This is a genomic window from Calothrix sp. NIES-2100, from assembly GCF_963875285.1.
Taxonomy (GTDB): domain Bacteria; phylum Cyanobacteriota; class Cyanobacteriia; order Cyanobacteriales; family Nostocaceae; genus Aulosira.
On sequence record NZ_CAWNLA010000001.1, the window covers coordinates 2171138 to 2186291 of the forward strand.

General features: G+C 39.8%; 15 protein-coding genes. 4 read left to right on the forward strand and 11 right to left on the reverse strand.

What is annotated here, in order from left to right; all coding sequences use genetic code 11:
* Positions 1-299: 299 nt before the first annotated feature.
* Positions 300-653, forward strand: a complete 354-nt coding sequence (locus AACU32_RS09310; protein ID WP_096599311.1) for a hypothetical protein — start codon at positions 300-302, stop codon at positions 651-653.
* 284 nt (positions 654-937) lie between these two features.
* Here the strand turns inward: AACU32_RS09310 and AACU32_RS09315 are convergent, their stop codons facing one another.
* From AACU32_RS09315 to AACU32_RS09325, 3 genes are all read right to left on the reverse strand, one after another.
* Complete coding sequence (locus AACU32_RS09315; RefSeq protein ID WP_045872662.1) at positions 938-1174, reverse strand: DUF4327 family protein; 237 nt, start codon at positions 1172-1174, stop codon at positions 938-940.
* Positions 1175-2091: 917 nt separating this feature from the next.
* Positions 2092-2523 (reverse strand): 30S ribosome-binding factor RbfA, encoded by a 432-nt coding sequence (gene rbfA / locus AACU32_RS09320; RefSeq protein ID WP_096599312.1) that lies wholly within the window; start codon positions 2521-2523, stop codon positions 2092-2094.
* A 119-nt stretch (positions 2524-2642) separates the two neighbouring features.
* Positions 2643-2840 (reverse strand): DUF751 family protein, encoded by a 198-nt coding sequence (locus AACU32_RS09325; protein ID WP_096599313.1) that lies wholly within the window; start codon positions 2838-2840, stop codon positions 2643-2645.
* A gap of 152 nt (positions 2841-2992) precedes the next feature.
* Between AACU32_RS09325 and AACU32_RS09330 the strand changes: the two genes are divergently transcribed.
* Positions 2993-3826, forward strand: coding sequence for a DNA adenine methylase (locus AACU32_RS09330; protein WP_096599314.1), 834 nt, complete (start codon positions 2993-2995; stop codon positions 3824-3826).
* Positions 3827-3922: 96 nt separating this feature from the next.
* Here AACU32_RS09330 and AACU32_RS09335 read toward each other — a convergent pair whose 3' ends face one another.
* The 3 genes from AACU32_RS09335 to AACU32_RS09345 form a co-directional block, all read right to left on the reverse strand.
* Positions 3923-4399, reverse strand: a complete 477-nt coding sequence (locus AACU32_RS09335) for a PD-(D/E)XK nuclease superfamily protein (RefSeq protein ID WP_339377701.1) — start codon at positions 4397-4399, stop codon at positions 3923-3925.
* Between the two features lie 568 nt (positions 4400-4967).
* Complete coding sequence (locus AACU32_RS09340) at positions 4968-6188, reverse strand: HetZ-related protein (protein ID WP_096599316.1); 1221 nt, start codon at positions 6186-6188, stop codon at positions 4968-4970.
* A 367-nt stretch (positions 6189-6555) separates the two neighbouring features.
* Entirely contained in the window at positions 6556-7212 is a 657-nt protein-coding gene (locus AACU32_RS09345; protein WP_096599317.1) for an L-threonylcarbamoyladenylate synthase, read from the reverse strand.
* Positions 7213-7412: 200 nt separating this feature from the next.
* Between AACU32_RS09345 and larC the strand changes: the two genes are divergently transcribed.
* On the forward strand, positions 7413-8687 hold the full coding sequence (gene larC / locus AACU32_RS09350) for a nickel pincer cofactor biosynthesis protein LarC (RefSeq protein ID WP_096599318.1): 1275 nt from the start codon (positions 7413-7415) through the stop codon (positions 8685-8687).
* A 150-nt stretch (positions 8688-8837) separates the two neighbouring features.
* On the opposite strand, the gene AACU32_RS09355 is transcribed toward larC, so the two are convergent.
* Together AACU32_RS09355 and AACU32_RS09360 are read right to left on the reverse strand one after the other, a co-directional pair.
* A complete protein-coding gene (locus AACU32_RS09355; RefSeq protein ID WP_096599319.1) occupies positions 8838-9431 on the reverse strand; it encodes a hypothetical protein in 594 nt (197 codons plus the stop codon).
* Between the two features lie 98 nt (positions 9432-9529).
* A complete protein-coding gene (locus AACU32_RS09360) occupies positions 9530-9979 on the reverse strand; it encodes a DUF6658 family protein (RefSeq protein ID WP_096599320.1) in 450 nt (149 codons plus the stop codon).
* 591 nt (positions 9980-10570) lie between these two features.
* On the opposite strand from AACU32_RS09360, the gene AACU32_RS09365 reads away from it, so the two are divergent.
* Positions 10571-11491 carry a lysylphosphatidylglycerol synthase domain-containing protein gene (locus AACU32_RS09365; protein ID WP_096599321.1) on the forward strand — a complete coding sequence of 307 codons (921 nt, stop codon included), beginning with the start codon at positions 10571-10573 and terminating at the stop codon, positions 11489-11491.
* 21 nt (positions 11492-11512) lie between these two features.
* On the opposite strand, the gene AACU32_RS09370 is transcribed toward AACU32_RS09365, so the two are convergent.
* From AACU32_RS09370 to AACU32_RS09380, 3 genes are all read right to left on the reverse strand, one after another.
* Positions 11513-12844 (reverse strand): hypothetical protein, encoded by a 1332-nt coding sequence (locus AACU32_RS09370; RefSeq protein WP_096599322.1) that lies wholly within the window; start codon positions 12842-12844, stop codon positions 11513-11515.
* Between the two features lie 523 nt (positions 12845-13367).
* On the reverse strand, positions 13368-14300 hold the full coding sequence (locus tag AACU32_RS09375; RefSeq protein ID WP_096599323.1) for a competence protein CoiA family protein: 933 nt from the start codon (positions 14298-14300) through the stop codon (positions 13368-13370).
* 306 nt (positions 14301-14606) lie between these two features.
* On the reverse strand, positions 14607-14972 hold the full coding sequence (locus AACU32_RS09380; protein WP_096599324.1) for a VOC family protein: 366 nt from the start codon (positions 14970-14972) through the stop codon (positions 14607-14609).
* Positions 14973-15154 lie beyond the last annotated feature (182 nt).

A 15154-nucleotide genomic window follows, 5' to 3' on the forward strand; every position in this document is an offset into this window, starting at 1 on the left:
TCGCGAACGTCGCTAACGCTACGCTAACGCCAGTCGCCTGCAGAGGGAAACCCTCCCGCAGCGCTGGACTCACCGCCTGCGCGGACTACGAGAAATAAGGCTTTTTAGCCCACGCAGGTGGGCTTTGTTAATATAGCCTCAGGCTTTAGCCTGAAGGCGTTTGGGGTTTGAAAACACGCCCTAGCCCCTAACCCATAGCGCCTAACCCCTAATCCTGGTTCCCCTAGCCCCTAACCCCTAACCCCTAGCCCCTATTCCGGTAACATGAGTAATTATCAATCAGGCTGAATCAATAGCTTATGTCTTCGACGCCCCTAACATTGAACTTGATTGAAGGTTCTGTCTCCTTCAGTTTTTCACCCCAAGCAGCACAGGAATTAAAAGCAGCTTTGGATGAATTAGTGTCTCGGCTGAAAACTGTCGCTGCTAAAACGACTCCAGGGGCAGGAAAAGTCACTCCCCAGGCTCCTGTAGAATATCGCTACACTGGTGAGGTATTTTTAGAAATTTTCTGTAATCCAAATATTTGGCCGACTCCCTTCGCTGCTAAAGTCTTACTCACGATCCGCGACTTGAGTATTCGTTTAACTACAGAGGCGGAACTCACTCGCGTGATTGAAGACGTTAATCAGTACCTAGAGCAAGTTGGCTAACTGTGTTTACATTGTCAGGCTTCTTCTGAAAAATTACCGGAGCAGTCTACAATTGGAAACTGCCCCGGTTAGGGAATGTACATACTATACTCAGGTGGCGAGATCGGATGTAACTGAGAATTAATTACCGATGCGATCGCTAAAACGAAAACTTGTATAAATCAGACTCTAATGCTTCTGTCTTAATGGCAATTTAACATCCTGGATTTGGAGTAATGGTCATTAAAACCAGAGATTATCCCTTAAATTTGCTTCTCAGCCCAAAATCAGAAATTGAGTATTGATTAGTCGTTATCCCATTCTTCACGACCAATCAGATCGCCAATGCGATCGCGTAACAAAAAGTCACATTTTTCTAGTTCACATTCAACGCAAACCCACTCTCTGGCAGGGATGTATTGGCAGAGTGTATATATTGGCTGTTGCCGGCTGACCATTCCCTTCTGCACCAGTCGGCGTGCTTCGTCCTGAATTACATCCAAAGAGTAGTAACTGATAGAGGGCACCGTATTCACACTCATGATTTTTTCTCACAAATTACACGTAGATAGTGTTCCCGATATTTAGATGGAACAAACATGACAACAATTAGACTTGTAGCTAAGGTTTTGTAGTTTGCTATACGGAACTAATTTCATTTTGACGCTACATATCCTCAAATTATCTTAAGAAATGTAAAGAAAGTCAACATATTCTGACATTATGAGTAAATCTGCTTCATATAAGAATACCAGGGTAGTCAACATAACCTGCTATGCAGTCCCAATGAATAAAAGTTCATCCCCATGTAGATAAATGAGCATAAGGCATTGGGCATGGGGCATGGGGCTTGTGGCGGGACAGGGGGCAATACTAATGATTCTCCTTCCCTTGTATCCCTAATTTCTATGTTCAAGGCAGTCAATCATGGAAAAAACCCATAAATAAGCATGAAAATTCCTTATACCTAGTCCTCAGTAGGCAGTCATCTCTTGCAGAAATTAGAGTATAAAGTGTTGCAAAGTATTAGGTTAAAGTACACCAGGAAACCTTACAGCCTTTCATCTGTTAATTATTTCTTAAAGAAATTTTCTTTGCTGTATTAACTTCTACACTCATGGGGCATTGGGCATTGGGCATTGGGCATTGGGCATTGGGCATTGGGCATCCCTACCCTTCTCCTGACGGAGACGCTGCGCGAACGAGTTCTGCTTCTCTACGAGACGCTGCGCGAACGCAGTAAGGCTTGCGAGAGGGCAAGTGAGCATGGGGCATTGGGCATAAGTCATGTATCCTCTGCTTCCTCTGCTTCCTCTGCTTTCTCTGCTTCCTTATCCTCCTTGTCTCTAGCTCTATCCCCTGAATCTATAGTCACATTGAAACAGACGTGACTCGATAACGTCTGTAAACTGAGGAGCGAATTCTCAGGGATTAATTGTTCCAGAAGTTACTTTGTTGTTTAAGTTACTGATTCCGAAAATTCATCATCATCTTTGTCGGCATTATTCTCATCGTCTCCTGACGCATTTGCGGATGGACGTTCATCTTTGAGTTGGTTCAATAGTGTCAACACTCTATTACCTCTTTCTATTGAACGGTCTTCAATAAATATTACTTCTGGCGTGCGACGTAGCCTTACCCGCGCCCCAAGTTCGCTGCGGACGTACCCTGTGGCCGACTTTAAACCCGCCATTGTTTCCGCCTTGGCTGCTTCTGTGCCATAAATACTGACGTAAATTTTGGCATGTTGTAGATCCCCAGAGACATCAACATCCGTTACACTTACCATTCCTGTACCCACACGGTCATCCTTAATGCCGTTGAGTAGCATTTGGCTAACTTCCCGTTTGATCAATTCAGCAACGCGGGAAACGCGGCGATTTGTAGCCATAAAAATTCTGCCTCCTCACAGAGGTTGTATAACTTAACAATAGATAGAAATCAGGGAGAACAGTGCTTGCCCAACTGTCTGTAGGGCAAACCCCCCTATAGCGCCAACCTAGATTGTACTTAATAGCCCAGCATGGCGCGGAGCGTGAAAGTAACGAAGGCCAAGCTGCCAAACAATAAACCGATGAGGGGAATCAAGGTGATTGGGCGTTTCAACAGTGGAAACAATGGCTCAAATGTATTCAAAAAAATCCCTGCGAGGATCGTAATCAAGTAGCGGGGGTAGCGAAAGACGTTATCCCAGAATCCGTCAAACATTTATTTAGACTGCCTTGTTATAGACTATAAGTTTGTTTTGATATGCGTGTTTCATTTAATTGTAAACGATACCGCCTGAAATTTAATAAATTCCTATAAAATATGATTCGTTAGTTTATAGTGGTTAGATTTAGTAAATAAGTTGCAATGAAATGGTAAGCCAAATTCCTCAAGAAATTTGCCCACGTCCTTTTTTGAAGTGGGCAGGTGGTAAAAGTCGGTTAATTCAACAATACCTTCCTTATTTACCTACCAAATATAAGACTTACTATGAGCCATTTATTGGAGGCGGTGCTGTATTTTTCCATCTCCAACCACAAGTGGCAATTATCACTGATATTAATGCGGAATTAATTACCACATATCGCTGTGTTCGGGATCAAGTTGAGGATTTAATTTGCTTATTAAAAGAACATAAATTTCGTCATAATCGAGAATACTATTATACAGTAAGAGCGAATCCGGGAAACACTGCTTTAGAAAAAGCCGCGCGGTTAATTTATTTGAATAAGACCTGTTTCAATGGACTTTATCGAGTCAACTCTAAAGGTCAATTTAATGTGCCCATAGGCAGATACAAAAATCCTAATATTTGTGACGAAGCTTTACTGCGAGCAGCCTCAGTAGTACTGGCGCATACTCAAATTAAACAAGCTGATTTTGTAGAACTATTAAATTACGAGACCAGCAGTGATGATTTTGTCTTCTGCGATCCGCCTTATCATCCTATAAGTAGTACTAGTTATTTTACAGGTTACCATCGTGATTCTTTTGATGAAGAAGACCAAGAACGTTTGAGAGATACTTGTGCAAAATTAGCCAATCGTGGTGTTAAAGTTATGGTATGTAATTCTGATTGTGAATTTATTAGAAACTTATATCAGGAAATAAATTTTAATATCTATCCCATAGCGGCATCACGGTCTATTAATTCTAATACTAAAAAACGCGGCATGATTTACGAATTATTAATTACTTCTTATTAAGAAAACCAATAGAAATATAAACTAGTGGTTTAAATAATGTAAAGAATTGAAATATTTTCCCAATGACAAATGACCAATGACCAATGACAAACTAAATTAACAATGTTTATTTGCCCAAGCGATAAATCTATCTAAGTTATAAACGCCTAATAAATTTCGATTATACATAACCTGTTGCCTGAGCCATTTAATTGCTCCTTCTCTCATGCCTTCACCGCCAAGCACCACAATAGTTGGTGCTGGGTAAGATTGCTGAATATTCATATTTAAATAAGGGAATTTTTCATCAACCGATCCCCCACTTTCTTGCCATTTACACTCAATAATTAACCCAGGAGGGCTGACTGGTAAACCAACAACATAAAAGTCCACTTTTAGAGCAGTTTGATAAATTCCTGTACCAATGGAAACCTGCTTGGCGTAGCGTTTTGGTAATAAAGTGGCAGTTAAAAGAAATTCTTTGGTAACATGACTACCGACTTGGAAATAATTATGTCCATTCAAGACTGCTTCAATATTTCCTTCTAAAATATTTCCCGACTTATTTGCCCGTGCGCCTTGAGTCATAGTCATCCTGAATCCCTGTGCCAAAATCGCCCTTGATTCTAGGATTCCACAGTAGCAGTCACAGATGGTATATTATTTCATATGAATTTTCAATTTTGCATCAAAAAAGCTGAATTATAAACAGAGAAAATTCAATTTTTTTAGTACTTTTGTACCAAACTGTTTGAATAGTTCCCATGTGTATTTAAAGTCATAATATTATGACTGCAAAGCAATGACTTTACCCCCATTCCTGTCTTTTGTAATCAGAAGGGATGGAGGTAAAGTTAGATATTTGATTGTTTCCACAAGATGAAGTTGATAAAAGATTAACTGACTGATTGCAAAAAACAGACGAGATGGCTGCAAGCCCGATACTAATTCACTTTTACTGCAACGAAGATTCATCAAGCGAATCAGGGAAGGGAGACGCGGGGGGATGAGGGGGCAGTGGTTCGACACTTCGACAAGCTCAGTGCATCGCTGCGCTCACCAACCGGGGCAGGGGGGACAAGAAGGACAAGGGAGACAAGGAGGACAAGGGAAGGGAGACAAATGACAATTGACAAATGACCATTGACTCTTGACTCTTGACTCAGCCTGTCTGAGCTTGAGTATTACCGTTGCGGATAGCCCATGCTAGGTCTAAAAGTTGAGTCCAACGCTTTTGCAGTTGTTTGGGGGTGCATTTGAGGGTTTTGGCGATCGCTTGGTCGCTGTGTCGTGCTGTTTTTAATTGTAAAATTTGCTGTTGCTGTTCTGACAACAAGCTTAAAAATGTTTGCCATTGTTGAGCAGAAAGACCCAATCTATGCTCTAAACCAGCACCTAACCATTGATGTACCAATTGCCAATGATGTTGCTTGGCGAATTTTTCTACATGATATTTAAAACGCTGTTGCAGGTAGTCGCGCTGACGGCTGCTCAAACCGAGAATTTGGTCAATTTCTGGTGCAGAAAGGTCTTGTAGCTTCAGGGTGAGGTAATCTACACAATCAGATTGACCTTGAGCTTCTAAATAACTTATTAATTCAGCAATGACGCGATCGCGTTCTGATTCTTCTGATGGATCAAAAGTATTTTGGGCGATCATCTGGGATCTTAGCTGTTGCACCGCCGAGTTACGCTGGTAAGCTTCTCCTTCTTCACTCTTGGCAGACTCTACCGCCATTTCAATATCTACGGTAGTTTCTTGCGGCTGGCGACGGGCAAAGCCTTGGGCACGTAAAATAATTAACTGCTGACTAGCACTCCCAGGTAAATTAATGCGGCGCTTGGCATATTGTTCTGTAAAAGCCATGTACTCTGCTAATTGCAGCTGAGTGCGTGGTGTGTAATCTTCAGCTAATTCATTTTCTCGACGGAAAGCTTTAATCGCTTCGATATAAAATGCTTGTAAAAAATCTTCAATCAGGTTGTAACGTCCCTGAAATCCCATATCTGAGCCGGAAATAGTAACGTGGCGATAAACCATAGCACCTAAATTGCTATGTAATTCAACGCGTCCTCTGCGTGAACCCAGTTGGTAGTAACGCAGACACTTTTGCAGACGATGTCTTGCTAGCGTTAGCTGCCAAGCTTGGATTTCTCCTGATGTTTGGATGCGGGTGCTTTTATCACAAATCCGTTCCACTTCTTTTGCTATGCGTTTTGCTACTGCTTGCACACACCCAGGTGCAGCTTTTACTTGAGATTGGATTTCTTCTAATAGCAGTTGCATCAGAGTATCGATGTTGCTGGCTGTTACTTCTTTGGTGGAAACTTGGAAGTCAAAAGCAGATGTAGAGGTTGGCAGATTAGCAAGGTTAGCTTTCATAACTTTTACTAGAAGTGGTATTGCACCGTTATAACAATGTCCATTCAGCACCTGAGTCTAGTCTTGGTTAATAAATTTGGTATTTATCCATCAAGACTCGCTGTGAGCACTGCTCACATATATGACTGTAAGAAATCTGAAAAAGTTACAGGTTAGCATTGTGTCGGTTTTTTAACAAGCAACCTCATCCAGGTGGCACAGGGCTATTTACAATTTGCTAAAATTCGCCCAAAACGATTACTGTGCCTCACTTTGTCGTTATCCGCTTTTACCTGTTCTTTGCACCTGTAATTAGGACAATTGTTAAACTGGAGCTTATTTACTTAGATTTTCCGAAATTGACGAATTAGCCTGTGAAGTCTAGTTACTAAACCCAGGCGGCTACTTCTTCCCAGCCTAAACCTCGTCTTGTCATCATTGGTTGATCTCCGGTCAAGTCCAAAATTGTAGACACTTCATATGTAGGTTCCTCGCCAGTATCTACAATTACATCTACCAAGTTATCCAAACGGTCAAATAGTTGCATCTGAGACAAATTAGATTCTGGATTATCTCCCATCCCATTATCTACCTCATCTGGCGGCAGATGAGCCGAAGTAGAAATAATGGGATTACCCAACGCTGTCAGTAATGCCAGACATACAGTATGATTGGGCACGCGAATACCAGTAGTTTTTCGCTTGGGGTTTTGTGCTAGTCTTGGTACCAATTTAGTAGCAGGTAATAAAAATGTGTACGGTCCTGGGATCAGGCGCTTCATAATTCGATAGGCTGTATCACTTACGAAGGCATAAGTCGCCACATTTGAGAGTGAAGGACATAAAAATGTCAGTGGCTTGTCATTTGCTAGCTGCTTAATTTGCCGTACTCGTTCTACCGCCGACTTGGCATTCAAATCACAACCAATTGCATAGACCGTATCAGTAGGGTAGAGCATTACCGCGCCGCTAGAAAGTGCCGATTTTATTTCCTCTATACGGCGGATTTGAGGATTATCAGGATGGACTGTGAAAATTTTTGCCATAAAAAATTTGGGAAGGAAATTTGAGGGTTTTGCATTGTCAGAAAAATATAAAATTGAATACTAGATCGCTCAGCAGTAAATACGACTATATTAAAGCTGTTAATCAGGAATAGTAAGTTATTCAGTTCTCAGTCGTCAGTTATGAGTTTGTGTACTGTGTACTATTAACTGATGACTATGTACTGATGAGTAATTCATATATGACCAAAGTTGCTTATCTTCAATGTCCATCGGGGATTGCCGGTGATATGTGTTTGGGGGCCTTGGTAAGTCTGGGTGTGCCCTTAGAATATTTAATTGAAAAACTCCACGGATTGGGAATTCAACAGGAATACCAGTTAAGGGCAGAACTTGTCCAACGTCATGGTCAGCAGGCGACCAAAGTCCATGTGGATTTAGCACATGAGCATGGACACCACGATCGCGAACACGATCATTATCATCATGCACGCCACTTGCCAGAAATTGAGCGGATGATTCTCCAAGCTGGTTTACCATCAAGGGCAGAGGCTTGGAGTTTAGCTGTATTTCGGCAACTGGCAGTAGCAGAAGGTGCTGTACACGGCATTTCCCCTGAAAAAGTTCATTTTCATGAGGTGGGAGCCGTGGATGCAATTGTGGATATTGTCGGTACTTGTTTAGGGTTAGATTGGTTGGGTATTGCCAGTAATGACCAAGGATGGCCCCTACTCTACTGTTCACCGTTTCCCACAGGTGGGGGAACAGTCCGCGCTGCACATGGACAAATGGCAGTACCCGTACCCGCAGTTTTGAAGTTGTGGGAAATGCGGGGCTGTCCAGTTTATAGCAATGGTATTGAACGAGAATTAGTAACACCTACAGGAGCCGCGATCGCTACTACTTTAGCGAGAGATTTTGGTTCACCACCACCCATCACCATCCAGCAAGTAGGATTGGGAGCAGGTTCGGCAAATTTGCCCATCCCCAATATACTACGGCTGTGGTTGGGTGAAAGTAGCAGTTTACAGTCAGATTTTACCAATTATGGCGATACTAACCCAAGTTTAGAAACTATATCGGTTCTGGAAACTCAAATTGATGACTTAAACCCCCAAGCAATTGGCTATGTATTTGACGCATTGTTTGCGGCGGGCGCCGTAGATGTCTTTACTCAATCTATAGGCATGAAAAAATCCCGTCCAGGGATATTACTAACAGTGATTTGTCATCCAGAAAATTTACCTAACTGTGAAGCAGTTTTATTTCGGGAAACCACAACTTTAGGCATTCGTCGCACCACTCAGCAACGTGCCATTTTACAACGGGAAATTCAACAAGTAGAAACTGAATATGGTAAAGTGCGTGTCAAGGTTGCTTGGCAAGGAAAAGACGTAATTGCTAACGTGCAGCCAGAATACGAAGATTGTGCCGAATTAGCACGCAAATACAATCTTCCCTGGCGTGAAATTCAGCGGTTAGCGCTCCACAGTTGGTATTTAAAAAGGCTGACATAAAAATAGGGGCATGGGGAGACAAGGGAGACAAATGACAAATGACAAATGACAAATGACAACTGACACAGCGTCCCGCACTTAAGCGCAATAAAAAATAGGGCAAGGATTTCGCCTCGCCCTATGTTTAACCGATGAGTAATTTAAGTTAACTTATCTAAATGTCCCTTTCACTGCATCCGCTGCATCTTCAGCTGAACGTTGGACATTGGTTTTAACGTCTTCGCCTGTACGTTGGACATTTTTGCCCACACCTTCAGTAGCATTCTGGGTGTTTCCTTTGAGATTTTCAATGCCGCGTTGGGTTCCTTTAGCAACACCTTCGCCTAATTCTTGAGCAGAGCTACCAATATCTTCACCGAGGTTTTTCACTCTTTGACCCAAGGGTGTACCTTGGCGATAATTGTCTACATATTGGTCTACGCTGTCAATGCCCTTTTGATTAATATTTCTTTGAGCATTGTCCCGCAGACCTTTACTTCTCGCTTCTGCGGCGCTTTGATCACCTTCTGCTCGGGAATCTACATCATTAAAGTTGTTCATCCCACCTTTAGGAGAATTGAGATCATAACTTTTTGTCGGATCGTAACGTTCGGCATTAGGTGGTTGAGAACCAGGTTGCGGTGGCTGTGCAGCTATTCCGGGATTATTACAAGCTTGTGTCAGCATGAGGAACATACTGGCTACAAAAGCTGTTAAAACTTTTGCGGGACGAATGTTTTTGAACCAAGCAATAACTCTTTTCATTCTGCTACTCCTTACGTTATTTTGTGGAATTTAAACTTTAACCAAGATGGTTTTTGGCTATATTTACCCTGGAAAAATCCAGTGGTAAGGCAAAATTTCTATCTGCCGACTGCTGGATTTTTCTGTAGTTCAGGTCTAGCACTGGCTTCGTCTGCCTTATTTTGTAAAAAGCCGGAAGCATCTTTGAAAGTTTCTTTGACAGTTTCTAGTCTGTCTTGAATTCGGTTACCGACATCTGATTGGCGCTGAATTAAACCGCCTGGTTCAGGTTGTTGGAAGTTCTTTTCTGTAATTAGGGGTAATTCGGCTTCTTTTTGAAGTCTACCTGCTGGTGTTTCTGCACCAGGGTAAAGTATTTCCGATTCTCTATTTGTGGTGGCTGTGGCAATCAATAGTTGTGAATTTAGCTCTAGTGAGCTAGCTTGATCGCGCTGATTCTGGTTGCTAGAGTTAGTTACTGTGCTAACTATCAAAAATAGACTGGCTAAAAATACAGTCAAAATCTGGTGCAGCCGTAGTTTTTTCAATAAAGCTGTCAAACGATTCACTCATTCCTCCTCGCAACTATGAGCAAGCTGACTTTCGCCGAGCATTATTTATTGTTCAGCGAGATTCCCGCTTGTTTTTAGTTGACTAATTTGGTTTCAACAATTACCAACAATATGGCTTTTGAATAAGCTTTTCCTCTAGCGTAGGTCACATGTTTATTGCATCTAATACACTGTTTTTATCTAACCCAAGAGAGATATTATATAAGTAGATTAGCTGCTGATAATGATTACAGGTATTTCAGCTATTTTTAGGAGTATATAATTTTGTTTATAAATTAAGTTCTCAATTTATATTTACTAATATAAGTTTGTTACGTAATATTAACTATAGATGAAATTATAAATCCTAATAATTAATAGACTTTTGATAAGCAACTATGTACAAACGGTAATGCTTAGCATTCAAAATTTTTCTTTGATGATAAAATTTTAGGGTTTGTAGTTAAATAGCCAAAAAATTGTCAAAATAAATACATCAACTTATTTAAAATCACCAGCATGTTGAAGCCAAAAAATTGTTTATATAGCTGATGTAGCATAAAATTTGAGATGTTCAGTCCTAGAAGATTTAACCGTTAAATTACTGGAATGTGGAAAAAAATTTTACGTTGGATAATTTTAGGCGGAACGCTGTTTTTTTTGGGTAAAGCCTTAAAGGATCACTGGCAAGAGGTAATCAATATCCAGATTGATGCTATAGGATGGGCAATTTTGGCGATCGCTACTGGTGTAACCTTATTAGCACATACTTGGGCGGGCTGGATCTGGACTTGGGTTCTCCAAGAGCTAAATCAACCTGTAGAATCTTTAGTATTCATCCAGGTTTACCTGAAAACAAACATAGCCAAGTATTTACCAGGTAATGTATGGCACCATTACGGTCGAATTGTTGCTGCGAAAAACGCTACAGGTTCTATCGGTGCGGCTACCCTAAGTGTACTACTAGAACCGCTACTGATGGCGGCTGCTGCTTTAATTATCGTTGTTCTATTTGGCACTCAACTTGCATCTGCTAATAGTATTGTGTGGCAAATATTACAATTTCTCTGTTTGGCTGTGATACTTGCTGCGCTTCATCCCCAATTTTTAAACCCAGTTATCCACTTCCTGGTGGGATTGAAAGCCAAAAAGGACAACAAGGATAGCAACGAGAGCGTTAATCTCAAGATTGAACGCTATCCGTTGCGCCCATTGTTAGGAGAATTGGGCTTTTTGGGATTGCGTAGTACTGGGTTTATCTTAACTGTTTTCGCTTTGAGTCCTTTAAACGCCAGTCAAATTCCCTTGTTGTTGGGGGCTTTTAGTTTTGCTTGGTTGTTGGGTTTTGTGGTTCCCGGTGCGCCTGGTGGGTTGGGTGTGTTTGAAGCAACGGCGATCGCACTTTTGCAACATCATTTTCCCACAGCTTTAGTCATTAGTGCGATCGCCCTCTATCGTCTCATTAGCATTATCGCTGAAACTGCTGGTGCGTTCTTCGCTTGGCTTGACGAACGGCTGACTGAATCTTAGTTGTAAAAACTCAACCCGGCTTCATTTTTGTTTATCTAGTTTCAATTGTGAAAATACACGATAATCATCTAGAGTTAGAGATTTAAGACTAGACTGTTCTTTTCTCATCGTAATCAAATTGTATTCAATATTCTCGGCATATATTGCAAAAGTAATATTAAAGAATTCGAGAAAATTGATAAACCATTGACATTCTTTCTCTGGAAAGTTCTCGTAATAACTAATTAAATTAGCAATTCTAATTTCTAAATGGCTGCGGGAATTTCTCGAAATTAAAATAATTTTTAGGAGGATAATTACTAATGTGAGTGGATTCCCACCGGACAGCAATAAAATAAATAATGGTGAAGGTTCTTTGCCGTTTTCGATAGTCAGGCAATCAATTAATCGGTTACAGGTTCTCAAAATTAAATTATTATTGATCATTTCTTCATTAGATTCTTGTTTCCAAGAAGATAACTTCTCTGATAAATACTGAATTACAGTATTTACTAAGTCTTGATTATCTACAGTATAAAATAAATATTTCTGGACAGTTTCTTTAAAGCTTCTCAGGGTTTGATTGGCGGTTTGCTTGATAAATATATTCGCTACATTCTCATAACTAAATGCACCCTTTTTAACTACTATCATTTTAATGATGCGCAAAACATTATCTCCCAAAATAGTGGGATTTTTATAACGTGTTGTACTTGAAGATGCAGACTGAGAACGAGCAATATACATTGCTAGATCAAACTTAAATTTGTCTTTCATTTGTTTCGAGAGCTTTCTGGCTACTTCTTGCTGCTCCCTGGGCCTTTTCGCATCAAAAGATTGAGCTACTAATAAATAAGAAGTGTAGCGATTAGCCCAATTACTGTCAGTTTCATATTTTTGGGCTTGTTTTTTGTATTTGTGAATTAAACCCTTGAGTTCTTTATAGTCTTTACTCTCAACAAAATTTTTCAGCCAATTTTGGAAAATCTTAGTTTGAGTATGCTTGTTATCTATCTCTGGTTTATAGCTTTCAAATAATTTAATTAATTGTTGAATATGCTGATATTTCCTTTGAGCTTCCCAATTATTAACTATTATATAAAAACACCGTTTTAATGTATAGTAAAACTCTTGCTCGGTTTCCAGAAACGAAATTCCATAAATTCCTGTAGCTTTACTTAACTTAACTGAGTCAAGAAAATCTATAAACAACCGCTTAAATTCGGTTAAAACCTCATCAGGTGGAGATTTTTGGACAATTTCCACCAAAAAACTGTAGAGTCTTTCCTGTGCAATTTGGTGATTGCTCTGTTGAGACTTGTACTTAACCAAATCTTGATTTTCCTGACTACTTTGTAAATTATTACTTGTCATGCCAGTACTAAAGACCCAAAAGCTTGCTAATTTCTTTTTATCAGCTTAACCTTGATGAACAATAGCATCAATCTATTTTTCAAAAATTAAATAATTTTTGTTAGAAATTTTATTTAAAAAGATTAAAAATCTGCTAAAACCACCTAGAAATTACTGAGATTTATCACAAGAAGATTGACTATTAGGACTTCCATTGGCAAAAAGACCGAAATTGTCGGGTGCTTCAGCAAATTAGACAACGGCTATGCTTTCAATCTTGAGGACTGAGATGATAGTCGGATAATCACTGATGATAAAATAAGTTCATCCAACTCGTTTTATGCATGGGATTTCGCGGGCATGGGTAATGGGACATGAGAAATAATACCAATGCCCACTTGCTAGATACGGAACCTTGTGAAACTTTAGAAACTGCGATCGCCCCACTCAAAGCGAAATAATAGAAGTATTTCCAGCTTTTTGTGATAGGAAATGTCAGTGATTATCTACTGGCGATCGCAACTATACAGAGACACTATTTGAGTTAAGCGGCAACTTGAATTAAGCCAGGCTGATATTGAAGAATATCTATTTCCTTTTGAGAAAGTACTTTAGGTTTCATTTGTTGCAGATCGTGCAGCACGATTTTAGCAGAATCGGTAGTAAATTTATAGTACTCCGTTAAAGACCCAATGGGATAATTAAAACTCTGATATCGGTGTTTGAAATACTTCTCAACATTCCCTCTATGTTCCCAAGTTCCCAGTACCTTAATATCAACAGTTTGGTAATGTGCAACTAAATTTAATTTTATTTCCGCCAATCTGTCTTGAATCGGTCTTTGGGTAACTCCAATTTTATAGATGATTCCTTTATTTGTTTGAATCTCTAAAAAATAGAGTTTACAGGCTAAGATGCGTTGGAGTTGGACACAGTACAGTTTGAAATCAGTGATTTTGTATGCTAAATCTGGGGCGTTTTTGTGCAGAGCGTGTTCAAAAGCTAACTCAAGTTTCAATAAATTTTGCAGTAATAGTGGCTGCTGCACTTCATTGAATAGCGGCAAATCTAGCGCTCCTACAGGAATTTTACCCAAATCACTAAATTCATATTCAGGTGGAGTTAGGTATAGGTTTTTTCTCAACATTCCTGCTTTGATCAACCCCGGAAAAACTAAATAATAACTAATAGGGTAATTTTTGGCTCCATACTCTTGCCAAAGCAATTTTAATTGTGTCAAATCCTTACCTGATAGCTGAATGTTGAAATTGTTATAAAGTGGCAGAGTGGGAAATTCTCGTTTAGCTACGGGGCGACAAGTTTCGCCATTATGAGCAAAATGATGTTCTTTGATTGTGCCTTTTTTAGCAATCAAACTACCTTGACAATAAGGGCACTTAAGTAAAGTCTTACCCTTGCTAGTATCTTCAATAGATACTAATTTTTCTTCTTCATCTACACCATATTTGAGCCACATTTTCACACCAGAATTTTAGCGTAAATTTGCTCTTACTAGTGTGCTGCAATTTTTGACAAATGTCTCTATCTTTGGGGATAAAAATAGGTTCTTAAGTTTAATTTAACCTTGAAAAATCTAAGCGCAATTAAGCATAAATGCGAATTTTTATATATGCGCCATTGTTCAGTCATGCTGATGCTTTGGTGCGCATAAAAAGACTAAGGTAAAATGCTACTTGAACTCAACAATAACAAATAAACTTGGAGAGCGATCGCTTCTTCGGTTCCAAAGCTGGGGTAACTTTTGGGGTCAATTAGTAAATATTTACACACGGGTAATCAGCTCTAAGTTATGCCCGTTGGGGTCATAAAAATAGAAACCACGTCCCTGTTTCCTGTGATTGATTTGACCTTTATTTTGATGCATGGGATCGCTACTATATTCAATACCTTTCTCTTTAACCCGCGCAAATATGGCATCAAATTCCTCATCACTCACATGAAATGCATAGTGATGCGACTCAAACACGTCACTAGCGGCAAAATCCAAGGTTAATGTGTCGTTAATGCGAACAGCAGCGAAATGTCCTACGCCCGACTCAACCTTCAAATTAAAAATACTTGCAAAAAACTGTGCCGATGCTTCTTTATCCCTTGCAGGTACAATGGTGTGATTTAAAGTAATAGTCATGCTACACCTGTAAAAAACTTATTGGTGTTAGTTCTAGGATGACTCCTTAATTCGAGTTTTGCCATCTTCCTTGGAGATTATACGTAATAATTCATAGCCTTAGATTTAGTTGAAATTATCAGCGTTCTGTGAAATATTACACTGGTTAGCAAAAGCTAGAATATTGGCAAAAAATAGTAGGA